20 protein-coding genes and 3 pseudogenes are annotated in these 23,871 nt (G+C 41.4%); 9 read left to right on the forward strand and 14 right to left on the reverse strand.

Going from position 1 to position 23,871, the window contains the following annotated elements:
- Nucleotides 1–144 precede the first annotated feature (144 nt).
- Together BSR11_RS15225 and BSR11_RS15230 are read left to right on the forward strand one after the other, a co-directional pair.
- Complete coding sequence (locus BSR11_RS15225; RefSeq protein WP_072671172.1) at nt 145–720, forward strand: SPOR domain-containing protein; 576 nt, start codon at nt 145–147, stop codon at nt 718–720.
- Nucleotides 721–915: 195 nt separating this feature from the next.
- Entirely contained in the window at nt 916–1,920 is a 1,005-nt protein-coding gene (locus BSR11_RS15230; RefSeq protein WP_072671173.1) for a D-alanine--D-alanine ligase, read from the forward strand.
- Here BSR11_RS15230 and BSR11_RS15235 read toward each other — a convergent pair.
- Nucleotides 1,904–2,857: a tyrosine-type recombinase/integrase gene (locus tag BSR11_RS15235; RefSeq protein ID WP_072671174.1), complete on the reverse strand. Its 954-nt coding sequence runs from the start codon at nt 2,855–2,857 to the stop codon at nt 1,904–1,906. The genes BSR11_RS15230 and BSR11_RS15235 overlap by 17 nt on opposite strands.
- Before the next feature lie 101 nt (nt 2,858–2,958).
- Here BSR11_RS15235 and BSR11_RS15240 point away from each other — a divergent pair, with 101 nt between their 5' ends.
- The 3 genes from BSR11_RS15240 (at nt 2,959) to BSR11_RS15250 (ending at nt 5,228) form a co-directional block, all read left to right on the forward strand.
- Nucleotides 2,959–3,345: a DUF3319 domain-containing protein gene (locus BSR11_RS15240; RefSeq protein WP_072671175.1), complete on the forward strand. Its 387-nt coding sequence runs from the start codon at nt 2,959–2,961 to the stop codon at nt 3,343–3,345.
- Nucleotides 3,346–3,363: 18 nt separating this feature from the next.
- Nucleotides 3,364–3,675 carry a stress response translation initiation inhibitor YciH gene (gene yciH / locus BSR11_RS15245; RefSeq protein ID WP_004396328.1) on the forward strand — a complete coding sequence of 104 codons (312 nt, stop codon included), beginning with the start codon at nt 3,364–3,366 and terminating at the stop codon, nt 3,673–3,675.
- A gap of 281 nt (nt 3,676–3,956) precedes the next feature.
- Nucleotides 3,957–5,228, forward strand: coding sequence for an O-acetylhomoserine aminocarboxypropyltransferase/cysteine synthase family protein (locus BSR11_RS15250; protein ID WP_072671176.1), 1,272 nt, complete (start codon nt 3,957–3,959; stop codon nt 5,226–5,228).
- Between the two features lie 279 nt (nt 5,229–5,507).
- Here BSR11_RS15250 and BSR11_RS15255 read toward each other — a convergent pair whose 3' ends face one another.
- From BSR11_RS15255 to BSR11_RS15295, 9 genes are all read right to left on the reverse strand, one after another.
- The gene (locus BSR11_RS15255; protein WP_072671177.1) at nt 5,508–5,672 is read right to left on the reverse strand and encodes a YoaH family protein; all 165 of its coding nucleotides are present in this window, start codon (nt 5,670–5,672) and stop codon (nt 5,508–5,510) included.
- Nucleotides 5,673–5,713: 41 nt separating this feature from the next.
- The gene (locus tag BSR11_RS15260) at nt 5,714–6,874 is read right to left on the reverse strand and encodes a conjugal transfer protein TraF (protein WP_072671178.1); all 1,161 of its coding nucleotides are present in this window, start codon (nt 6,872–6,874) and stop codon (nt 5,714–5,716) included.
- A 58-nt stretch (nt 6,875–6,932) separates the two neighbouring features.
- Complete coding sequence (locus BSR11_RS15265) at nt 6,933–7,808, reverse strand: DUF2861 family protein (protein WP_072671179.1); 876 nt, start codon at nt 7,806–7,808, stop codon at nt 6,933–6,935.
- A 3-nt stretch (nt 7,809–7,811) separates the two neighbouring features.
- Nucleotides 7,812–8,471, reverse strand: a complete 660-nt coding sequence (gene vxrB / locus BSR11_RS15270) for a response regulator transcription factor VxrB (protein ID WP_072671180.1) — start codon at nt 8,469–8,471, stop codon at nt 7,812–7,814.
- Nucleotides 8,446–9,921 carry a sensor histidine kinase VxrA gene (gene vxrA / locus BSR11_RS15275; RefSeq protein WP_072671181.1) on the reverse strand — a complete coding sequence of 492 codons (1,476 nt, stop codon included), beginning with the start codon at nt 9,919–9,921 and terminating at the stop codon, nt 8,446–8,448. Before vxrA ends, vxrB begins: the two co-directional genes overlap by 26 nt.
- Before the next feature lie 193 nt (nt 9,922–10,114).
- Nucleotides 10,115–11,491, reverse strand: a complete 1,377-nt coding sequence (pntB, locus tag BSR11_RS15280; protein WP_072671182.1) for a Re/Si-specific NAD(P)(+) transhydrogenase subunit beta — start codon at nt 11,489–11,491, stop codon at nt 10,115–10,117.
- A 12-nt stretch (nt 11,492–11,503) separates the two neighbouring features.
- On the reverse strand, nt 11,504–13,045 hold the full coding sequence (locus BSR11_RS15285; RefSeq protein ID WP_072671183.1) for a Re/Si-specific NAD(P)(+) transhydrogenase subunit alpha: 1,542 nt from the start codon (nt 13,043–13,045) through the stop codon (nt 11,504–11,506).
- Nucleotides 13,046–13,140: 95 nt separating this feature from the next.
- The gene (locus BSR11_RS15290) at nt 13,141–13,419 is read right to left on the reverse strand and encodes an HlyU family transcriptional regulator (RefSeq protein WP_072671184.1); all 279 of its coding nucleotides are present in this window, start codon (nt 13,417–13,419) and stop codon (nt 13,141–13,143) included.
- A 2-nt stretch (nt 13,420–13,421) separates the two neighbouring features.
- Nucleotides 13,422–13,799, reverse strand: coding sequence for a late competence development ComFB family protein (locus BSR11_RS15295; RefSeq protein ID WP_072671185.1), 378 nt, complete (start codon nt 13,797–13,799; stop codon nt 13,422–13,424).
- 237 nt (nt 13,800–14,036) lie between these two features.
- On the opposite strand from BSR11_RS15295, the gene BSR11_RS15300 reads away from it, so the two are divergent.
- Nucleotides 14,037–15,272: a GGDEF domain-containing protein gene (locus BSR11_RS15300; protein ID WP_072671186.1), complete on the forward strand. Its 1,236-nt coding sequence runs from the start codon at nt 14,037–14,039 to the stop codon at nt 15,270–15,272.
- 99 nt (nt 15,273–15,371) lie between these two features.
- Nucleotides 15,372–17,183 (forward strand): diguanylate cyclase domain-containing protein, encoded by a 1,812-nt coding sequence (locus BSR11_RS15305; RefSeq protein ID WP_083545023.1) that lies wholly within the window; start codon nt 15,372–15,374, stop codon nt 17,181–17,183.
- Nucleotides 17,184–17,261: 78 nt separating this feature from the next.
- On the opposite strand, the pseudogene BSR11_RS15310 reads toward BSR11_RS15305, so the two are convergent.
- The 3 genes and pseudogenes from BSR11_RS15310 to BSR11_RS16980 all read right to left on the reverse strand — a co-directional run.
- Nucleotides 17,262–17,777, reverse strand: a pseudogene (locus BSR11_RS15310) (DDE-type integrase/transposase/recombinase); the annotation flags it as partial.
- Between the two features lie 35 nt (nt 17,778–17,812).
- A protein-coding gene (locus BSR11_RS15315) for an IS3 family transposase (protein ID WP_375152951.1) occupies nt 17,813–19,341 on the reverse strand; the annotation gives its coding sequence in 2 pieces (ribosomal slippage) (nt 17,813–18,888 and nt 18,888–19,341; 1,530 coding nt in all).
- Nucleotides 19,342–19,404: 63 nt separating this feature from the next.
- Nucleotides 19,405–19,973: pseudogene (locus BSR11_RS16980) on the reverse strand (transposase); the annotation flags it as partial.
- A 99-nt stretch (nt 19,974–20,072) separates the two neighbouring features.
- On the opposite strand from BSR11_RS16980, the pseudogene BSR11_RS15340 reads away from it, so the two are divergent.
- Nucleotides 20,073–20,516: pseudogene (locus BSR11_RS15340) on the forward strand (transposase); the annotation flags it as partial.
- A gap of 22 nt (nt 20,517–20,538) precedes the next feature.
- Here BSR11_RS15340 and BSR11_RS15345 read toward each other — a convergent pair.
- Nucleotides 20,539–21,252, reverse strand: a complete 714-nt coding sequence (locus tag BSR11_RS15345) for a Fic family protein (protein ID WP_172465333.1) — start codon at nt 21,250–21,252, stop codon at nt 20,539–20,541.
- 2,347 nt (nt 21,253–23,599) lie between these two features.
- Between BSR11_RS15345 and BSR11_RS15355 the strand changes: the two genes are divergently transcribed.
- A partial coding sequence (locus BSR11_RS15355) for an IS110 family transposase (RefSeq protein ID WP_139299858.1) occupies nt 23,600–23,871 on the forward strand: 272 nt, incomplete at its 3' end.

The following is a 23,871-nucleotide window of genomic DNA, read 5'->3' on the forward strand; positions in this document are numbered from 1 at the left end:
GATGTGATCTTCATGACATCATCTCTCTTCCAGTTTGTGTCATAAATCACAGGATAATCAGAGATAATGACATCCTATACTTGATTATAAGACGCGCTATCGGCATGATTTACATTACTTTCTATCTAAGGTGTGTATTGGTTTATGAAAAGAATTGCGATTGTTGGTTTGTGCGCGCTGCTCGCCGCCTGTGCCTCGGAAAATTATATCACGGATGTAACAACTCAAAGTCATACGGAAGAGTTTGCTGTAGCCGATATTCCTAAACCTATCGTCTCAGAAAGGGGCAATGCTGACGGAGTATCCGAACGCAATGTTCAAGCTCAAGTGATCAAAATGACGCCTGCCGAAGAGCAAAAAATCGTTAAAGCCACGCCACCAGCTAAACCTAAAGTTACCATTGCTCCACCAACTGAGCAGCAATTGGCAATGAATCCACGTTATGGCTTTACCATTCAAGTTGTCGCTGTTGGCGCACAAACCAAAGTTGATCAATTTGCTAATCAGTTACCTAAAGATGGCCAACCAATTTGGGAAAACTACAAGGTTGTTAATGGTACTAAATGGTACACGGTTTTGTATGGTGATTACGCCACTCGTCAGGAAGCATTGAATGCCTTGCAAGGATTACCTGAAGAATTTCGTGACTTGAAACCATTTGTTAAGAGTATCGATAGTATTAAAAATTCAGACTTTCCTACATTAAATAAACTCAATTAATGAACATCTACAACAGGGGCTTTTGCCCCTGTGCTGTTTATTCTCTACACAATTAAACTAAGATTAGGTAATAAATCCTTTTCTATGGTGTACCTCTGTGCTGAATTGTCTATCATAGCCGATAGAATGAATGTGGTTACCACATCAGTTGGTCTTGTGGTCTGCAAGCAAATTTTGGTGTAACGGAACGGTTTAATGAATAAAACAACAATTTTACTTTTATGTGGTGGAGGCTCGTCAGAACACGAGATCTCGCTAGTTTCTGCTGATTATTTACAGCAACAACTGACGTTAACGTCATCGTTCGACGTGATTCGAGTAGAGATGAAACCCACGGGGTGGTTTACTGATTCCGGTGATATGGTTTACCTTGATACGAATTCTGCCTCACTAAATAGCGATCATGGCTCTCGTCACATCGATTTTGTTGTGCCTTGCATCCACGGCTATCCGGGTGAAACGGGCGATATCCAATCAATGTTAGAGCTGGCCGGTATCCCATATTTAGGATGTGGACCAGAAGCCAGCAGTAATAGTTTCAATAAAATCACGTCGAAACTGTGGTATGACGCACTCGGTATTCCTAATACACCCTACTTATTTTTAACAGAAAATAACGATGAAGCTTTACGTCAAGCCCAGCTAGCTTTTGATAAATGGGGCTCTGTATTCATCAAGGCGGCTCGGCAAGGTTCATCGGTTGGCTGTTACAAGGTCACCGATAGGCAGCAAATTGCCAAGGCAATTGATGATGCATTTACCTTTTCTGATCAAGTGCTGGTTGAACAAGCCGTCAAACCGCGAGAGTTAGAGGTTGCTGCTTATGAGCTTGGGGGAAAACTCCATATTACTCAGCCTGGCGAGATCATTGCTCCTGATGATGCTTTTTATAGCTATGAAGAGAAGTACAGTGCCAATAGTCATTCAATTACTAAAGTAGCTGCGGATAATATCACTGTAGAGCAAAGAGATCTCATTAAGCGCTGTGCAGAGAAGGTTTTTGTGCATATGAAATTAAGGCATCTTGCTCGAATAGACTTTTTCCTTACCTCACAAGGCGAAATTTATCTTAATGAAGTGAATACTTTTCCTGGAATGACGCCCATTTCCATGTTCCCGAAAATGCTGGAACACCACGGCCACTCATTCTCGGTTTTTTTAGCTGATTGTGTCCAACGCTCACTTATGTCCAAGGTTTAATTCGAGTAAATTTTATTTTAGCAACTTCTGCGGTGTATAATTTACCTAAGTATTGGTTAGGCATCGCAGGGCTTAACCAACGCCCAAAACTTTGAATATCTTTAGTATGATAGCCTTGTTCGGCTAGCTCTTTTACGGCACCAATTCGGGTCGATTGACCTGAAAATTTTAAATGTGGTAGAGCTAATAAATCACCAGCACGCCTTAATATACGGTAGATGGATGAATCATCTAAAGGTTGATTATTGATATTGCCATGCCTATCAATCGAGCGAAAAACTGCGCCATCTTGCTGAGAGATCAATGCCGTCCAACGAGCTAATATTTGCTGCGCTGAAGGGGATAATTGATAGATTTCATTGCCAATGCTAAGTTGACTATGATCTTCTGCTATATCTTTGAAGCTGAGCTTTTTAAGCTCTCCTCGTTTCATGGCACATTCAAACATCACGTGATAGATAGCCAAATCACGTATTGCTAGACTTTCATTGCTTTCGGCCATTAATTGATAAAGTGATGCCAAGTGTTGACGAGTAAAACATTCAGCCTGTTTCTCATCGCCGTATTTTTCCGCCCTTAAGCGTTGAAGAAGTTGACGAACTTGCACATTCAACGTCGGATCTTTTTGATTCAGTAAGTAATGAATCATACCGATAGTGACAGAGTAACGTCTAATGGTACTAAACTTTCTTACCTTGGCTTCACTTTCAAGAAATAATCTAACGGCGGTAACGGAAGCCGGTAAAGGGTTTACCGATTTTCTTTGGCAAAATTCAGTGAAAATATTCCAATCTTTACTGAAGGCGAGTAATGAATTTTTTTGATAATGTTCTTGGGTCAATAGAGCAAGCTGCTGTGGTGTGATAGGATGCTTAAATTCCAATAGTTTAGCTTTGATCTGTTTTGCTTCAGTCAATTGTACAAGAGGTCTTTTCATGTTAACGCACTATAACTTTCTAATTAGTTACTAAATATACTTGCGTACCGAGAAGATACAATTATTATTTAACTATCAATGACAAAAATAAGTAGGTCATCATGGCAATTACTACATACCGAGGGTTTACTTTAAAATCTGCAGATAACTCCCCAGACATCTGGCAAGTGCAGATCAAAAAAAACGTTTTAACTGGAAACCTCGCTGCAGTAAAAAAAAGTATTGATTGGTTTTGTGATACGGCATCGCTGATTGACCCAAGTGAATTTGAATCGATTGGCAAAAAACGGGAAGGTAGTGCACAAACAATTCAAGAGCAATTTAACGGTTTCATGTTAAAAAATGATACCGGAGAACCCAATGGATGGTATTGCTTTTTCAATGGCCGCTTGATCAAAGGAGCAAAAGTTGCTATTCAAAAACATATCGAAGCTTATCTGATTGCAAAACAGAAAGCGGAAGCCCAACAAACTCAATTAAAAAAATAACAAAGAACGAAGTATATTATGACTCTTGTATATTCAACGGAAACGGGCCGTATTAAGCCTGAAGCCCCAAGCATTGAGCGTCCAAAAGGTGATGGGATTGTCAGAATTCACAAAGAAACAAAAGGCCGAAAAGGCAAAGGTGTGTCGATTATTAAGGGTTTAGATCTTGATGATGCGCCTCTAAAGTTGCTGGCTGCTGAGCTAAAAAAGTCCTGTGGCTGCGGTGGTTCGATAAAGGACGGCCACATTGAAATTCAAGGTGAAATGCGTGACAAAATTAAGCAGTTGCTTGAAAAAAAAGGTTACACGGTAAAGCTTGCTGGCAGCTAATAACGACACTTGTATGTTGATAACAAGAGTCGTTATTAGCTATTTTATGGTAAATAGACCTTATGTTTAATCTTCGGCGTATGCTGAGTAGAAGTAGAGTAAGGTCTATCTCAAGCTCTCTTTTTATCGCCCACATTGAATAGATAAAACCACCTTTACCTTCGCCGATTTATTTAACATAACAATGATAATGCGCACTAAAGTGTGACCGTTAACATTGACAGGAATATCATGCCCATGGTTCTATACATGCCTTACGTTTATCACTATAAGGACATGTAATGAAACGTGAAACGATAGCTTTACACCATGGTTATCATGCTGATAATCAAAACTCTGTTGCGGTACCTATTCATCAAACTACTTCATTCAGTTTTAATGATGCACAACATGCAGCCGATCTTTTTGATTTAAAAGTTCAAGGTAATATTTATTCTAGGATAATGAATCCAACCTGTGATGTGCTTGAGCAACGTATCTCGGCGCTTGAAGGTGGTATTGGCGCTTTGGCGGTAGCTTCTGGTATGGCCGCGATTACTTATGCTATCCAAACTCTTGCTCAAGCTGGCGATAATATTATTTCTATCAGTGAGTTATATGGTGGTACTTATAATCTATTTGCTCATACTTTGCCCAGACAAGGCATTGAAGTTCGATTTGTAGACAAAGATAATTTTACTCAGTTAGCTCAACTGATTGATGATAGAACCCGAGCGGTTTTTTGTGAAAGTATCGGTAATCCATCCGGCAGTATTGTTGACATTGAAACGCTGGCTAACTTAGTTCATCAACATGGTTTACCATTAATTGTTGATAATACTGTTGCGACCCCCTTTTTATGGCGACCTTTTGAACATGGCGCGGACATTGTTGTTCACTCTGCGACCAAATATATTGGCGGTCACGGAACCACGATTGGTGGTCTGATTGTCGATTCAGGTAAATTCCCATGGCATGCTTACCCACAGCGTTTCCCATTATTAAATGAACCCGATATTTCATATCATGGTGTCAACTATGCTCAAGATATTGGTGCTGCGGCTTTTATTGCTCGAGCACGGGTCGTTCCTTTGAGGAATATGGGCGCGGCGCTGAGTGCTCACGCGGCTTGGAATCTGTTACAGGGATTAGAGACATTAGCTTTGCGGATTGAGCGAATTAATGATAATACTTTAGCTGTAGCTCAGTGGCTTAACCAGCACCCACAAGTGAATTGGGTAAATTATGCAGGCTTAAGGACTCACAAAGATCACTCACTTGCCCAAAAATATATGCACGGAAAGGCGTCTGGCATTCTCAGTTTTGGTATAGTCGGTGGCCGAGAAGCTGGAACACGCTTTTATGATGCATTAAATCTAATTCTTCGTTTAGTGAATATTGGTGATGCTAAAAGTTGTGCTGCGATTCCAGCATCGACGACTCATCGCCAGCTCAATGATCAAGAATTACAAGCTGCGGGTGTTTCAGCCGATATGGTTAGATTATCGATAGGTATCGAGCATATTGATGATTTACTTGCGGACCTTGAACAAGCATTACAAGCAACATTGTAAACATGTCAATCATGGCCCTGATGAGTATCGAATTAGTGGCCATGATCATCACCCTTCCCCCTTTTTTATTAAGCTTATTTGCTCTTTAATTATTTCGTCTAATTCTATTATTTAAACTATTTCGTATATCAATAAAGTTACGCCGTATCTTAAGTTATAGTGCATTAGATTGTTGGATTTTTAGTACAGATGTGTATGGTATAAGTTCATAATTTAAAATGAATAAGTAAGTGATATTAATGAACGAAGAGCACATGAGTGCTCTTCTAAATCAGATAGCTATTCGGTTTTATTCTGTAAATCTTCAGCATACTGACGGCGAATTTCCTGAGAAACGATTTGAATCGCCTGTGCAGTGCTGATCCCTTTAGCCATCAATTTCTGAATTTTTTCTACAGCGGCTTGCTGTTCACTGTGAGTTAAAGTCGGTATATCGTCAAACATAAAAAAGGCTCCTATTACGGAGCCTCACTATAAAGAGACAATCAGTAACTAGCAAGAAAGTTTACGTATGCCCCCATAGCATTTTCATTGGTATAACTTGCACCAATATCAAGCTGAATGATATTCAACGGTGATAAACCAATCCCTGCAGTAATGGTGCCATCTCGGCCACTATAAGCTAGGTTTTTATTATACCCTACTCTCAATTTTAATTGACGCATGATATCCACTTCACCACCAATACGGATCATCTGCGTATCATCGGCAAAGTTATTAAATCGGCGGTCGGTATTCAAATCATAATCCACACTCAAGGTCGCATAATCAGCAACGATACCTGCACCGAGTGTGATTTGTGGGCGGATTTGATAATCATACTGAACAGAGTTAACCATTTGTGTCGTAATATCTCGACTGATCAAATTGGTGGCAGCCGCACCTAAACGATAAGGCCCATAAAACCATACCGCGCCAGCATCAATGTTAAATGTCGTTTCTCCCGTACCGTTATCTAACAAATCTTTGAATTCATAGTTGTTAAAGCTGGCTTGATAAACATAAGTATAAATGCGTTGTAATTTCGGAGTGATACCAAAAGCCATATGTTGACCGAGGAAGGTTTGATATTTGGCTAACGAGATACCAACTTCAGTAACGGCAATAGAGACGGCATTAATACCACTATTCTGTGCTTGCTCAAGAATACATTCAGGACTACCGGGATTAGCACTTACAGGGCAATCTGATGCGATGCTGGGAGCCGCATATACTTCTGTGTACGCTTTACCAAATATATTCGCAGAGATGTAGCGGTTTGGTATACCAAAAGCGATAACCCCGCCCAGGTTTGCGTTAAGGGTATCGCCGTCAATATCATTAAGCGCCGTCTGTAATTCGGTGGCTTTACTTGGATCATTACTATTAATAAGATCAGCAATATTATCGATACTTTTCACTAATTTATCAGGATCGTTATAAGTAAATCCAATGCTGGGTAAAATCATCCCTGCGTCATCATTACGTCGATAAATAGCGACTAAAGCAGGATTATAGAACGGAGCAGTAAGATAGTTTGCTGAGACCACGCCAACGCCACCCATGGCATCTCCGCGGGCTTCTATAGCATAATTTGCCGCAAGAGTCTCTGTGGCAACCAGCAGCGCAGGAAGCGTTAAAAGCCAAATGTGTTTTTTATTGTTCATATCCAATAAACCGTTGGTTACTTTGTTGTTATAACGGCTTATTGTCTATCAACTTTAATCATTCCTCTAGAGAAACATTATAGGTTTTACTAATAACTTGAGCTTGCTCTATGATTATTGGTCCTTGCCAGCGCTTATGAGTCATTGAAACCGCAAGGATATAGCGATCCGATGTTAGTTCTGTGAGCTCAAGTTGAGTCGGATAGTTTGATTCATAACTTTGTTGCCAAATTTCTTTATACTCACCATCAAAATAATCGTACACCGACACATCTAACCGAGGTAATGGGCAATGGCGATTCAATAATGCATTTTTATCGACAGTCCATTGATCTTTACTCGACCAACGAACCGTTTGCTTAGCTTTAGGTTCGCCAAAGATAACCCAAGTACTCCACGAATCTTGATCTTCAGCTGTAATATCGATTCGATACAACCCCATAGATAACTTAGAGTTCAGATTATAATGCTTGCGATAGGTTATCGCACCATCAGTGACGCCGTCACCAAGGTGAATAAAGCTACTGTCTGTAGAAATTGGTTTCTCAATCCATTGAGTTAACGTTATATTATTCAAAGCCTTATCGCTTTGTGCTTCTAGTATGACTTGATACGCATCACGACCAGGACTTTGAATATCCACCTTACGAACCACAATACTGTTTAACCATGATGGAAACGTCTTACTGGCTAACCCCTTACCACAGTCAACCGATAACGATTGGATCAATAAATCATTTAAATGTGTTTTGGTATTTTTCGTTTGGTTGAGTTGCCAAACTTCAACCAGAGAATGAAACATTCGGTCGAGATCGTTATTGAGTAGGTGTTGATGTACCTGAGTTAACGGGCTATTACTCTCAAACCATTCCACACTCTGTGCATAAAAAGGCACGCACATAAGCGTGCCAATAAGGCCTATTTTTCTATACATAATTTAGGCTTTCATCTTATACCCGACACCACGAAGCGTTTCTATTTCTAAACCTGGTAGCTTTTGCCGCAATTGTAATACATGCGTATCCACCGTTCGTGTGGTCGGGAAATGATTATAACCCCACACATGATCCAATAATTCATCACGAGTAAATACTCGACCTAAATTACTGGCGAGGAAAAGCAACAAATCAAACTCAGTTCGCGTTAAGGTAATACACTGTTGGTTAAAAAAGACTTCTCGAGTGGCTTTATCGATAACCAAATTTGGTGTAATCACTTTGCTATCATCACTATCCTCACCATCCGGCGAACGAAGCTGCGCTCTTATCCGAGCAAATAATTCAGCTTCTGCAAATGGCTTGGTCAGATAGTCATTCCCTCCTGCGTCTAAGCCCGTAACTTTATCTTTGACGGTCACTAAAGCGGTCAATAAGATAACCGGGATTTCTTTTAAAGCCTTCCATTCAGCAAGATGAGCAATAGAATCACCATCAGGCAATTGTCTATCTAAAATAACTAAATCCGCTTTTTCCCAATATTGATTCACTGCAGCGATAGTTTCTGCATGTAAACAGTCATATCCCGCTTGCTCCAAACTTACCAATAAACCGTCAGCAAGGTTTTTATCATCTTCAACGAGAAGCAATGTCTGTTTCACAAGGTATCTCCAATATAAACGTGGTTGGTGGTCCGATTAAGGTTAAACGGCCCCCCATTCGACCAACCATCGATTCAACAATCGTTAAGCCAAGTCCTAAGCCACTTTTACTTACAAAGGGCTTGCGTAAATGACGCCAATCTTTATGAGTCAACGAACCTTGATCGGTTACTTTAATCGTAACTGAATCAGTTTTTGACGTCACTTCTAGGGTTATAGGTGCAACACCATATTTTACGGCATTGCGAATCAAATTATCGATACAGGTACCAAGCCAATACACATTGAGCTTTGCCGCTATATCTTGTTTAATAATTAACTCAATAGGTTGAGTAAACTCTTCTTCTACTTTGTATTGCAACCATTCTTCCACAGAAGGAACCCAAGCGGTCGCTAGTGGTTTATTATCCGACTGTAAGTAATCTTTGCTGGCTTCAGCAAGCTGCCTTAAACGACGAGAATCCTCGCAAAGACGACGAAACTCATCGTATACAGTTTCGGGTAAATGTTCAAATTCTCGACGAAACCCTTCAACCGTCAACGATAAACTGGCAATTGGTGTTCTCAATTCATGGGTAAGAATTTGTAAGATTAGCATCCTACTTTTCATTTCTTGTCGTTTAGAGTTCCAGCGATAAATTGACCAACTGATCACCAAGAAAATATTTGCCAACACTAGTACAAACATACTGATACGAAGCAAATCCGTATGATCTTGTACGTTCCAGCATAAATTGCCTCGTTGAACAAAGCATGTGGTATCACTCTCTACAAAACTAAAAGCCAAACCGGCTTGACTGGCATTTTTTTGCCAAATGCTGTCATCGAATAAATAGTATTCATCGCCTTTTCTTAACCAAAGCTCATCCTTATCACCAAACATGATTGCACCAGAGATCAGCGCATTCATCGCATCTTCGTTCATTCTTTGCAAACGTCCCAATAAAGATTGACTAGGCGCTTGCGCTCGCTCTTGAATATGCATAAAAGGCTCAAGTTGCGCATACTGATCGGGATAAACTTCTGCATAACGAGCAGCATAAGTACCACCACCAGGATGAATCAATGAGCTTCTGGCAAACCAACGTACGGGTAATTGACTTCCTTTACACAACGCTCGAGTAAAAACTAAAGGTTCGGTCACTAAAGGGTTCAAAGGTAAATTACCCGAGCAGTTTTGTGCTAACTGATATAAAAGTTGGATATCTTTTAATGGATAAGATGCCGTTTGTGGCAACATAGTTTCTGGCGTTAATAATCGAGTTGGATACTCTTTTTGAATCGTACGAATATCATAGGTGACCATGGCTGCTTGCTCATCAAATAGCGATACAAACAGTTCAATCCGCTCCGGTAGGGAATCGGCAAAAGCTGAAACAGTAAAAGTGCAAGTGGCTAGCACTAGGCTGCGGATGAGTGTTTTTGTCAATGTGAATAATCGTTTGATCATAAAACCATAAAGTGATGATGCATTATCTATAAACAGAAACAGCGCTTGTTATATCACTGTCAATAATATACCAAAGTATCGCTCTTATTGACTCAAACAACGTTATTTACCCTGTTGACCTTAGATCGAATACTCGAATACCAGAAAGCAAGAAGCCAGCAAAATGCTGGCTTCTTGCTTCGGTTTAAGCAGATTACAATGCTTTAGAGATGGCGTCTACACTCTCTTTTGCATCACCAAATAACATGAAAGTATTGTCTTTGAAGAACAACGGATTTTGCACTCCAGCATAACCCGTATTCATCGAACGTTTGAATACAATGACCTGTTTCGCATGCCACACTTCTAATACTGGCATACCTGCTATTGGGCTATGAGGATCATCTAACGCTGCGGGATTGACCGTATCATTCGCTCCAATCACTAACACTGTATCGGTTTTGGATAGGTCATCGTTAATTTCATCCATTTCTAATACAATATCGTAAGGTACTTTAGCTTCGGCTAGTAGCACGTTCATGTGACCCGGTAACCGACCAGCCACAGGATGAATCCCAAAACGGACATCAATCCCTAATGCTCGTAACTTCTCTGTGATCTCGTAAACAGGATATTGCGCTTGCGCGACAGCCATACCATAACCCGGGGTAATTACGACTGAACGAGAGTTTTTGAGAAGTTCTGCCACTTCTTCAGCATTCATTTCTCGGTATTCACCTTGCTGTTCATCACTGCTGATCACTACTTCTTGACCAAAACCACCAGCAATAACACTGATGAATGAGCGGTTCATCGCCTTACACATAATATAAGACAGAATCGCCCCAGACGATCCGACTAAAGCGCCGGTCACAATCAGCAAATCATTGGCGAGCATAAAACCAGCGGCAGCGGCGGCCCATCCCGAATAAGAATTGAGCATTGAAACCACAACTGGCATATCAGCGCCACCGATTGATGCAACCAGATGGTAGCCAAAGGCTAAAGCAATCACGGTCATGATGATCAACGGCAATAAGCCACCATCAAGCTTTAGAAATTGCATGAGTAATAGAAGCGATATTACTAACGCCGCGAGATTTAACTTATGTTTATGCGGCAAATTTAGAGGCGACGAGCTAATTGAACCGCTCAATTTACCAAACGCGACGATCGATCCAGTAAACGTCACGGCACCAATGAATACTCCGATAAAAACTTCGACCAAATGAATCACATGTTCCGCATGAGTATCCACCAAAGGAGCAGCGAGCAAACTGTTATAACCGACCAATACAGCAGCCATACCGACAAAGCTGTGCAACATCGCAACGAGCTCTGGCATCTGTGTCATCTCGACTTTATTAGCGAAACGGATCCCAATGACGGCCCCAATGATCATGGCCAAAATAATCCAGCTCAATCCTTGTGCTTCAGGACTGAAAATGGTAGCTAGCAGCGCGATCGTCATACCAGCCATACCGTAATAGTTACCGGTAAGTGCTGATTCTTGTTTCGATAATCCCGCTAGACTCAAAATAAAACATAAGGCAGCAATAATATAAGCCGCGTGTACTAATCCTGCAGACATTATTATTCTCCTTTAGTCTTTACGGAACATGTCAAGCATACGTTTCGTGACCGTAAAGCCGCCAAAAATATTGATACTTGCAATCAAAACGGCAATAAATGCCAAAAAGGTTACTATCCCATTGCCTTGGCCGATTTGTACTAAAGCACCGACGATAATAATTCCAGAGATAGCGTTGGTTACTGACATTAAAGGGGTATGTAGTGCATGAGTTACATTCCACACCACGTAATAGCCAACTACGCAAGCTAGTACAAACACCGTAAAATGGCCGAGAAAAGCCGCCGGAGCTACTGATGCTATCCAAGCAAATGCACCGACGCCAGTCGCTAAACCAATCAACTTTTTCCAAGGTGATGCTGGTTGCTTAGTTGGTTTTTCTATCATCGGTTTGCTTTGAGCTGGCTGCTGCGCAGAGACTGGGATAGGCGGAGCAGGCCAGGTGATCTCACCTTGCTTAATAACGGTGACGCCACGCAGTACAACATCGTCAAAATCGATGTTAATTACGCCGTTCTTCTCTTTACAAAGCAGTTTCAATAAATTGACCAAATTCGTTGCATAAAGCTGAGAGGCTTGAGTGGGAAGACGACCAACCATATCGGTATAGCCAATAATTTTTACGCCATTATCAGTCGTGATCAACTGATCTTTGACCGTATACTCACAGTTCCCGCCATTGGCAGCCGCTAAATCAACAATCACACTCCCCGGTTTCATACTGTCTACCATCGATTTGGTGATGAGTGTCGGTGCTGGTTTACCAGGGATCAGTGCGGTAGTGATAATAATATCGGATTTTTTTGCTTGTTCTGCGTAAAGCTCTGCTGCTTTTTGATTGAAATCATCCGACATCTCTCGAGCGTATCCATCACTCGAAGCAACCGTCGGCAACTGTTCAATTTCCAGAAACTCAGCCCCCATCGATTGCACTTGCTCTTTAACTTCTGGACGAACGTCGAACGCTCTAACAATTGCGCCAAGGCTTCCCGCAGCCCCTATAGCGGCAAGGCCTGCGACCCCAGCACCAGCGATAAACACATTCGCGGGAGGCACTTTGCCTGCAGCGGTGATTTGTCCAGTAAAGAAACGGCCAAATTGATGTGCCGCTTCAACAACCGCTCGATAGCCGGCAATATTCGCCATGGATGATAGTGCGTCTAACGCTTGGGCACGAGAAATACGAGGAACACAATCCATCGCCAACACATTGATACTTTTCATTGCCAGTTTTTCCATCAACTGAGCATGTTGAGCTGGCCAGATAAAACTGATCAGAGTCGCTTGATCTTTTAATAACGAGACTTCATCGATTTGCTGATTGTAAATTGGCGCATTCACTTTTAAAACAATATCGCAGTTCCACACTACCTCGGAGGATTCAATTATCGCACCAGCCGCTTGGAACGCACTGTCTTCAAAACTTGCCAATGAACCAGCTTGAGACTCAATCACAACCTCAAAGCCGAGTTTTATCAGTTGCTCTACTGATGAAGGTGAGGCAGCCACTCGAGTTTCACCCGCGAGCCTCTCTTTTGGCACACCAATTCGCATATCATTTCCTTGATTTTGGGACAAAAAATAAAAGAACGCTAAGCATAGCGACTTAGCGTTCTTTTATTCATGACTTCTGTCAACGACTGGAGAAATTAGTTAAAGATCTGACCACTCATCTGATCAATAAAAAGTTGAGCTTTTTTTAACATTAACTGATCGGCATCATCTTTAGTTGACAAAATATCAGAACGAATAAAACGATGAGTATGCAGCTCTCCATTGATCTCTTGAGTAATTCGGCCTGCTACTCGATATTGACCGTTTTCAGCCATCGATTCTGGATAAATGAGCATACCTTTATATTCAACAGGCTGAATTGATTCTGATTGCTTTTTATCTCTTCCCCCAAACCAACGAGCAAATAATCCCACAACTACTCCTTATGTTTCTTATTGTTTTTCAGAATTGGCTCTTCATACCATTCTAACGGATTATCGTGATCAAACCGAGCTTGAGATAAAATAACAGGAATCTCTTTATCTCGCATAGTACGACGATCTTCAATGATCATAGGCTCCGCCGCTTGAATGGCAGCGAGAGCTTGTTGCTTTAAAATCACCAACCGCTCTTCAGGAAGAGCGGAAAGGAAATCAACATCATGTCGGATATAAACCGGACGCATTTGACTTAATGCAAGACAGGCAAGATCCGCTAATTGGTCATGATTGTATTTATCGCTATATTGACGCTGAACTAATACTTGCCCAACCAACGTTTCCATATAGTTATGTACATCAACATTTAACTGCATCCGTTTTCTCCTGAATCATGCAAGCTTGTCCGTAAGTATTATCGGGCGATCGATGATGCTAAAAATAAGTGACCTGAGTAAAAGTATCACCACACCGCACTATCGCCTGTTCAGTGTAGCAAAAAACTTGGCAATTATTAAAATCAACGTATTCTTATAAGCAAAGAGACTTAAACCATTTGCCTAACTCTTCACCAATAAGGGACTACATTGATTCAAATGGCGCATGAATAATCTATGTCGACAGATTTTGCTTCTTCGTCTTGGTTTCGTTTTGCCTTCCCTATCCTGTTACTCATCACAGTCTGGATCGGAATCGATAACCTTGTTATGGTCGTGCAAAGCAATATTGGCTTTGCGCAAAATTTGCCTTACGTGCTTTTTATCTCCGCTATTGCTATCGCTCATTTATTCAAGCAAAGTCGGATAGCCATGATCGCCAGTGTATTGCTGATAAGCTATCTAATAATCCAATACCGACTGCAATCCCCCCTCTCCGATGGTTCAACATTACTTGAATTATCTCTCTTGGCAACGTTACTTCCTGTCGCTTGCCTGATTAGTTATGCTTTCTACAATCAAGGGCTTGCTACACGCAGTTTTGTCAAATTCATTGCCTTACTACTCATGTTGTTGTCATGGGGAATATTGAGTGTAACTCACTTTTATGATGGGGCCGTCATCGATTTACATGGCGGCTTACTTTATAGCGTACCGCAAATTTCTCGCTTGCCATTTATTTTAGTTCTCTATCTTTTCGCTTTAGTCGGTATCTGTGCGATTTTAGTTTTAACAAGGAATCGGATGATCGATGCCACTATTTACAGCGCTTTATTGTTAACCAGCACCACTTTTATTTTTTTCCATGTTTCCTTTATATCCAGTATTCTTTTTTCACTCGCTGGTGTCTTATTGATCTTGTATTTGATCGCGGCAGGCCATGCATTAGCTTTCAATGATCGATTAACTCAACTACCTGCTCGGCATGCTTTGGATCTTGATCTACAGCGTTTAGGGAAAAACTTTACGATTGCAATGGTTGATATCGATCACTTTAAAGCCTTCAATGATACCTATGGCCATGAAACCGGTGATGATGTGCTAAAACTCGTTGCCAGTCGCTTAAGGCTCGTTCCCGGTAATGGCCGAGCTTATCGTTACGGTGGTGAAGAGTTCACTTTGCTTTTTAAAGGCAAAACGGCAGAGCAAGCAAAACCACATTTGGAGTGGTTACGTCACGACATCGAGCATTATGATTTAGTTATTCGAGATACTGATACTCGCCCTACTAATCATCAAGAAGGTTCAAAAAAACGCAAACGTCATAAAGCATCATCCGTTACTGTTACTATTAGCATTGGCGTTTGTGATAGCCATGTAGAACCCACTGCAAAATCTGCATTAACCTTAGCCGATCAAGCACTGTATAGTGCTAAAAAATCCGGTCGAAATTGCATAAAAGTCACTAAGTAAGTAGCAATTATTATCGCCTATCGCAACTTATCAAATAAAAGTATGCTAATGTTTTCTAGGGATTAATTTTTTAACCGCACTGTATAGAGAATCGATGCATTGATCATTTCTGTTAAAGTCATCAATAAATACTTTATTAAAATGCTGTGCCTAATGACATTAGCTTGTCCAGCTATGGTATGGGCAGACAGAGATTGGTCACAGCAAACTGTACGGATGTGTGTCGATCCTGATTGGGAACCTTTAGAGAAAATCACCACGGATGGTCAGTTTATCGGTATTGCTGCTGACTTACTTCGAGTGATCTTTCAGCGAGCGAAACTAGAGTTTGTGATAATACCGACGGCAGATTGGAATGAAAGCTTAGTCAAATCACAAGCCGGAGAGTGTGATATTTTGGCACTACTCAATAAAACTGAACAGCGCAGTCAATGGCTCAATTTCACTCGTCCATATCTTGTTAATCCGAACGTCTTAATTACTCGACACGAACATCACTACATCGATGATTTAAACGATCTCGCCAATACCAATAGTAGTATCGCCCTTCCTATCGGCACCTCCGTATATGAGTTTCTTAAACGTGACTATCCAAACATTAATTTAATACCAGTGGATACCGAACGAGAAGCTTTTGATTTGGTTGATAGAGGGCTGGCCGATGCGACGTTACGTTCATTATTAGTCGCAGCGTATACCATTAGAAATGAAGGCTGGTTTAATCTGAAAATCGCTGGTGAAATCGGTGATTATAAAAATTTATTACGAATTGGCGTGCTTCATCAACATCCATTATTACTAGAAAAATTAGATCAAGCGATTGCGACATTGACCGTTGAAGATATCAACCAAGCCATTAATCGGCATGTACCTATCTCTGTGAATTATCGTTACGACTGGAAAATGACCATCAAAGTAATCACAATTTCTATAGTTATTATCTGTGCTTTACTATTTATTGGTTTGCTTCAGTACCGCTCTCATCGACGATTACTACTGCTCAAATCCCAATTAGAAACCACATTGGTGGAAAAAGACAATATTGAGTTACGCCTCAGAGAAAGTGAACGCTTTTATCGATCGTTGGTCGATACAGCCCACGAAGGAATTGGTGTTATTCAGAATCAACGTTTTGTATACGCCAACCATCATTTAGCGCAGATAGTCGGTCTTAGTATTGAGCAACTTCTTGAACTTTCTTCATTCCTCGATTTAGTCAGTCCAGAATACCAGCCAGCAGTATTAAAAGCGCATCATCAACGTCTCGCTAAGGAAGCCACACCGCCGCAACGCTATCAAGCTCAGTTAGTTCATGCTCAAGGACACATCATTGACATTGAAGTCAGTGGCGTTATGGTTGACTGGTATGGAGAGCCCGCCTCTTTAAATTTCATCAGTGACATTACCGATAGAAAAAAAGCAGAACGTGAAATTACCCATCTTGCTAATCATGACACATTAACTGGACTAGCAAATCGAAGACTCCTAATGGAAAGAATGGAACAGTTAATTTTACAAGCTAAACGTAATCCTATTCAATTTGCTGTTATATTTATTGATTTAGATAAGTTTAAGCCCGTTAATGACTACTGGGGTCACCAAGTAGGTGACGAACTTTTACAAGCGATCTCACAACGCTTGACGGAAAGCATTAGAGCATCAGATACCTTAGCTCGTATTGGAGGGGATGAGTTTGTTATTTTATTGCCTCATTTACCGAGTGAACATATCAATGATGTCGTGCGAAAAATCGAAAGTACCTTTCAAATGCCTTTTATTTTACAAGAAAAAACCTTATCGATTCATGCCAGCCTCGGAGTAGCCAACTTCCCTCATGATGGAGATACTGCCTCAGAATTGCTCAACCGAGCTGATAGGGAGATGTATCGTAATAAACAGATTAATCTGTAGTGTTGGTATAACCTGAACGTATTGTCATCGATTAAATCCGGTAATCCCCCTATTTTTAACGGCAGTTAAAAGTAGAGGCTAAGCGGCCATCAATTGTGGTTTTCCGCCATTTGCTTTGTGTGACCGTTCATGATTGTAAAACCAAAGCCATTGCGTGGCATAGTCTTGAACTTCTTCAAGCGTATCAAATAAATGTTTGCTGACCCAACTGTATCTTATTGTTTTGTTGTGTCGCTCTATATACGCATTTTGTTGTGGCTTACCAGGTTGAATGTAATCAATTCGGATCCCCAGTTTTTTCGCCCACTCTGTAAATTCGTGGCTGATAAATTCGGGTCCATTGTCACAGCGGATCGCCATCGGTTTTGCGCGCCATTCAAGAAGCTGATTTAGCGTTCTTAGGACCCGTATTGTTGGCAGTGAGAATCCTGCTTCAATCGCCAAACCTTCTCGTTTGAAGTCGTCGATGACGTTGAACAATCGATAATTTCTGCCATCCGCGAGCTGGTCATGCATAAAGTCTATCGACCACACTTGGTTTGATTGGGTAGGTTCTTTCAGCGGTTCTGGTGCGTTTCTTTTGAGTCGTCCGGTGTTTTTCAAGTTAGTTGTCATCATTTGCTTAGATATTAAGCAGCATCTTTTTCTGGATTTAAATGCACTTCACCAACAGGATCACAGTTTCTGATATCACTAGACCAACGCCCTGGATTTTTATTTTTCGCACTCAGTAGTACCTCTGCACGATGCGCTAAGATCTCTCGATCCTTTCCACTATGACGCTCGGAAGGTGTAACATAATTTAACTTGCTATGCTTGTGCTCAGTATTATACCAACGTACAAACCCGTTGACCCAACAACGACTTTCTTCCAGACCATCAAAGCCTTTCGTGGGCCAGCTCGGTATATATTTCACGGTTCGGAACAGCGACTCAACATAAGGATTATCATCGCTGACTCGTGGTCGGCTGTACGATGAGGTAATACCTAGCTCATCCATCTTTGCTTTGAGCGTGAGTGATTTCATTGGCGCACCGTTATCTGAGTGAAGCACTAAGGGCTGATTAAAGCATTGCTCGCGTAGTAATGTACGCTGTAAGAGTTGTGAGGCTAACTCACCACATTCACTCTCATAGACATCATAACCAACGATTTTTCTGCTGTAGATATCTTCTATAACGCACAGGTAATAGTGTTGCCCAATCACCTTAGATGGCAAGTAAGTAATATCCCAACTGTATACTTGATTTGGCCCTGTCGCTGTGTAGCTTGTTGGTTTAGCATGTCGTTGTCTTCCTTTCTGTCGACCACGCTTATGCAGTTGACCATGTGCCTTCAATATCCGGTGGTAGCTTGAGGCAATATCTTCGCCTTTATCCAGCAAAGTCGGAACGATTTGAGTAGGTGGCAAACTAGCATATTCAGGTCGATTACATATTTCGATGATCGCTTCTCGCTCTTGTTGTGTCAGTTTATTAGCAGGCACAGGCCTGGTGCATGTTGGTCTTTTATCAGCTTGAACATTGCCCTGTTGATACCAGTGTCGATAGGTTATCAAGTCAATCTCAGCCTCATGACAAGCTTGCTCTAAACGGCAACCATGTTGTTGAGCATCGCGAATAAGTGTTATTAGGTATTGCCTTTCATCGGTTGAGGTTAGTCGTCCTCGGGTTCTTCCCCGTAAAAGGCTCTCAGCTTTTTTCGTAGTACCAACAAGGCTGCCGTTTCCGCTAAGGCTTTTTCTTTAAAACGTAACTCTTTTTTAAGCGCTTTGATTTCCATTTTATCGGCTTTCGCTTGTTTTTTTGCTTCTAGCTCCTGTTCTTTCGTTGTCATAAATCCTTGCATGCACTCATTTCGCCAAGCTTTGATTTGTTCAGGGAACAGACCTTTCTCGCGACAATATTGGCTGAGTTCATGCTCAGTCATTGAGTAAGTTTCAGCGATGATGGCGAGTTTGGTTTGTGCAGACCACTGCTCTGATGAAGTATTGCTATTGGGCACAGGAGATCCAGAATGTCTGAGTTGTTGCCGCCAATAATACAGGGTTCCAGGACTAATGCCTTCTTCCTTTGATATTTGGCTTACAGACATCGAAGATGGAGGCAGTAGCTTCTTAAGTATTACTTCTTTTCTTTCAGTAGAGATACGAGACACGATAAACTCATTGCCGCCCAATCTGGTTAAATTTTAACAGTGACAACTATCCTGCCAGAGGGGGCGTCTGCGTGGTTTTATGCGCAAATTCAGCGCCAAATCGCAGTAAATTCGGTAAACCCGCTTGTGGTTCCAACCAAAACCTTTCACGTTGCGCAGGTAATGAAAATACTGGGCAACTCCCCAATCCGTTTCTTTCTCAGTTAAATCAATAAGTAAATCCGCGATCTGCGCATTTTCATCGTCATTGATCGGCTGATATCGGTAGCAGGTTTGGCTATACAAAATGCCGCACAGGCAATACGGATAGTCACATTCCGATTGGCCACCGCGTGTTGCGCCATCGCTTTACGCTGCGACGGCTTAACCACTTTTTTGCCATCGCTTCCTGAATAATTTCGGCCTTTAAGCGCTCTTCGGCGTACATTTTTTTTCAGCCGTGCATTTTCGGCTTCCAGCTCTTTTAAACGAGCCATCAACGACGCATCCATGCCGCCAAATTTGGCTCGCCATTTGTAAAAAGTAGCCGAACTCATGCCATGTTCACGGCACAGCTCAGGAACTGGCGTTCCCGCTTCAGCTTGTTTGAGGATCGCCATGATTTGGCTGTCGGTAAATTTTGATGTTTTCATAAAGAATCTCCTGCGTTTATGGTACGAGAAAATTCTACTTTTGACGTCAGTTAATTTATGGGGCGATTATCATCCCTACTTACCATGCTCAAAAAATAGATAGAAAATATTGAGACTCGAATCGAAAAACTCATCGAGACATGCCCTGATTACCAAGCCAAAAATGAGCTATTACAGAGCGTACCTGGCATCGGAAAAATTGCGGCAGCCTCCATCATCAGTAACGTACCTGAGCTGGGCTACATCACCAACAAACAAGCGGCTTCATTAATCGGTGTCGCTCCCATTACTCGAGAAAGTGGCAGTTATAAGGGCAAGCGAATGATCAAAGGCGGACGCATGCAAGTCAGGACAGTTTTGTACATGGCCATGATGTCTGCAATGCAATGTAACCCTGTTTTTAAACAGCACTATCAAAAGTTATTAGCCGCTGGCAAACCTAAAAAAGTAGCGATCATTGCTTGTGTCAGAAAGATGGTAGTTATCCTAAATTCTATGCTCAGAGACGGCTGCATGTGGGATGCAAACAACGCCAAAAATTAACTCTTGACACCATAGTCTCTTGTTAGCCGATTTTCAGATCTAGCTTGAAATTACGAATGATTTTTTCATCCAAACAGCTACGTAAAAACTTATTCATTGCTGTCATATCATTAGAAGAATAGAAGTCGAGCATGAGCGTATTAAACTCTTGTTGACGCTTAGCTTGCACATTAATGATAGGGAAACCGTTAGCTAACAAAATACCGTTCATCATGAACCGACCTGTACGTTTGTTAACATCCCAAAAAAATTGAGCGCGTGCCATTTGTAAAAATGCAGTAATTGCTTGATCGTAAACATCAGATTCGCTATTCACCTGACTCTCAACTTCAAGCCATTTTTCGTCCAACTCATCTGGAGCCGGAGGCTCATACTCTGAACCCGTGATAGAAACGTAACCAGAGCGAAATTTACCCCACTCTAACGCTTCTTCTTTGCCTGCGATATTGTGGATTTTTAAGGCGGTTTCTTTATTAAATTGGAACTCACCTTGATCAACCAAGCCAAAAATAAACTCCCATGCTCGAGCTTGGTTCATTGCCATATTTTGATCACTAATTCGATGACCACCTACAGTGATCCCATCTAGAATGGTTTGCACCTCAGGTAAAGTCATTGCAACACCTTCGAGGTTAACAGCATCATAAACCAAAGCCGGTACATCTCTTTTGGCAAGTTGTTTGGCCAACGGTATATTGGGTTTCATATTCCACATGTTATCTGTTAATGCTGTCATAGTGATATTCTTCAATGTAAGTAAAACTCGGCTAAGTATACACTTACTGATGAGTAAGGTGCTAGAAGTCGGCTAACGCCCGGTTAAGGGGCAGACAACGCCACTACCAAGCTTACGCATAACACCGTAACCACCAAAACCAACGCATAATAAAAATGCCACGCATTGGCTGTCCCTCTTGAACCGTTTGTTATGCTTAAACTTCAAACAGTTAGGTTTAAGTAACCACTAGAATAACTCAGAATTTCAAACCAACCCAAGCACCAAAACTCGTTAACCTGATCGAAACCATGATCTGAATAAAAACCGCGTTAAATTCACTACGATCAAAAGAACAAAGTGCCCTTTCAATGAAAACCCGACCAACCAGACTCACAGCAAACTGATATGAAACTCAAATGAGGCAACAACGCTAAACCGACAGCGCCAACGAAATTGCCTTTTCATTAGGCAGCGCAAAACAATAGTAAATTGCCGATACGCTTTTGGCCGATAAGCCGAGGAACCAAATCACTCAAAGCGAATTTGAGAAAGAGAAACTAAACACAAACCAGCTCAGAGCAAAAATGAGGCAACCGCTCGACATTCACAGCATCAATTCATTTCAAACAGCGACAGCTTTGAATCATTGCCGACAAACAAGATAGAATGGCTGAAGGAATAGAGAAAAGGCCACAACCGATTGATTTTATGAGATTAAGCATAACGCCCACTTAAGGGGCTGACAACGCTACTACCAAGTTTCCGCATAACACTGAAACCACCGAAATCAACGCATAATGAAAATGCTGCGCGTTGGAAGTCCCTCTTGAAGTGTTTGTTATGTTTTATTACTCATTGATTATATTGAATTTTTACAACATTTATTTGTTCCGTTCACTTTAACTCAAAATGATAAACTTGCCTACTTTCAGCAAGTATTGTTGCCGATAAGATCCCAAACAAGTTGAAGCGAATTAGCCTGCGGAATCAAGGAGCAAACAACGCCAAAGAAAGAGGCCTTTCAGCAAAAATCGAACCTTTTGCGTACACAATTTATCAGAGCAGAGCCAGACAAAAGCACACAAACATCGATAAACTTGCGCTAACCAAACACTGTCAGCAAGTTAGATGCCAATGAGATTCCAAACATGCTGAAGCGAAATAGCCTGCGGAATCAATGAACCAACAACACCAAAGAAAGAGACTTTTCAGCAACAGTTGAATCTTTTGCGTACACAATTTATCAGAGCAAAGTTAGCCGAAAAAACAGAAGCCTCGTTCAACTTTCAATATCCACCAAAAAGAACAATAAACGAATAATATCAATCAATTAGAAGAGAAAACCTCTTAGATTAAACCAAGTTTCCACATTAAATTTTGTGAATTGATCTTGCTGATGCTCAATAAAACATAACGCCCGGTTAAGGGGTGAGCAACGCAACGACCAACTCACCGCACAACACTGTAAACCACAAAAATCAACGCATTACAAAAATGCTGCGCGTTGCGAATCCCTCTTGAACCGTTTGTTATGCTTAAACTTCAAACACTTAAGTTTAAGCAACCATTAGAATAACTCAGACTTTCAAACCAACCAAAGCACCAAAACTCGTTAACCTGATCGAAACCATGATTTGAACAAAAACTGATATAAATTCACCTCGCTCAAAAGAACAAAGTGCCCTTTCAACGAAAATCTGGCCAACTAAACTCACAGCAAAATGGCGTAAAACTCAAATGAGGCAACAACGCTGAACCAACAGCGCCAGCGAAATTGCCTTTTCATTAGACAGCGCAAGACAATAGAAAATTGCCGATACGCTTTTGGCCGATAAGCCAAGGAGCCAAATCACTCAAAGCGACTTTGAGGATAAGAAACTCAACACAAACCAGCTCAGAGCAAAAATGAGGCAACCGCTCGATATTCACAGCATCAATTCTTTTCAAACAGCGACAGCATTATTCAATTGCCGACAAACAAGATCGAATAGCCGAAGGAACAGAGAAAAGGCCACAACCGATTGATTTTATGAAATTAAGCATAACGCCGCGTTAAGGGGCAGACAACGCTACTACCAACTTTCCGCATAACACCGTAACCACCAAAACCAACGCATAATAAAAATGCCACGCGTTGGCTGTCCCTCTTTAACGCCTTGTATGGATAATAACTAACGAATAAGGGTAAAGTGAGACCCAGACTTTAGCTGCAACTAAAGTTCTCTATCTGATAGTTCGATTGAACGATGGCTCCTCTATTGAGAGACCGATAACAAGAGCGAACGTCAGATAGAACTCCAAGCACCACACTCGAATAGTCTTCTGGGTCTCGAACCCGCATTTAGCAAGCAAGAGTTAGCTTATTATGAATACAAATACACTGCAAAACATTAATGTCGGCGTTGATACCGGCAAGTCACAATTAGATATCTATATCCGTCCTCTCGATATCTATTTTAATGTCTCCAATGATGAAAAAGGCATTAAACAAGCCATCAAAACCATTAAAAAGTACCACCCTGAACGTATTGTCATCGAAGCCACCGGACGCTTAGAAATGCCATTCATCTTAGCCTGCGATAACGCTAACTTACCCTATGTCATTGCTAATCCATTACATATCAAAAAGTTCTCCGG

The sequence above is a fragment of the Vibrio injensis genome (assembly GCF_001895205.1).
Taxonomy (GTDB): Bacteria; Pseudomonadota; Gammaproteobacteria; order Enterobacterales; family Vibrionaceae; genus Vibrio; species Vibrio injensis.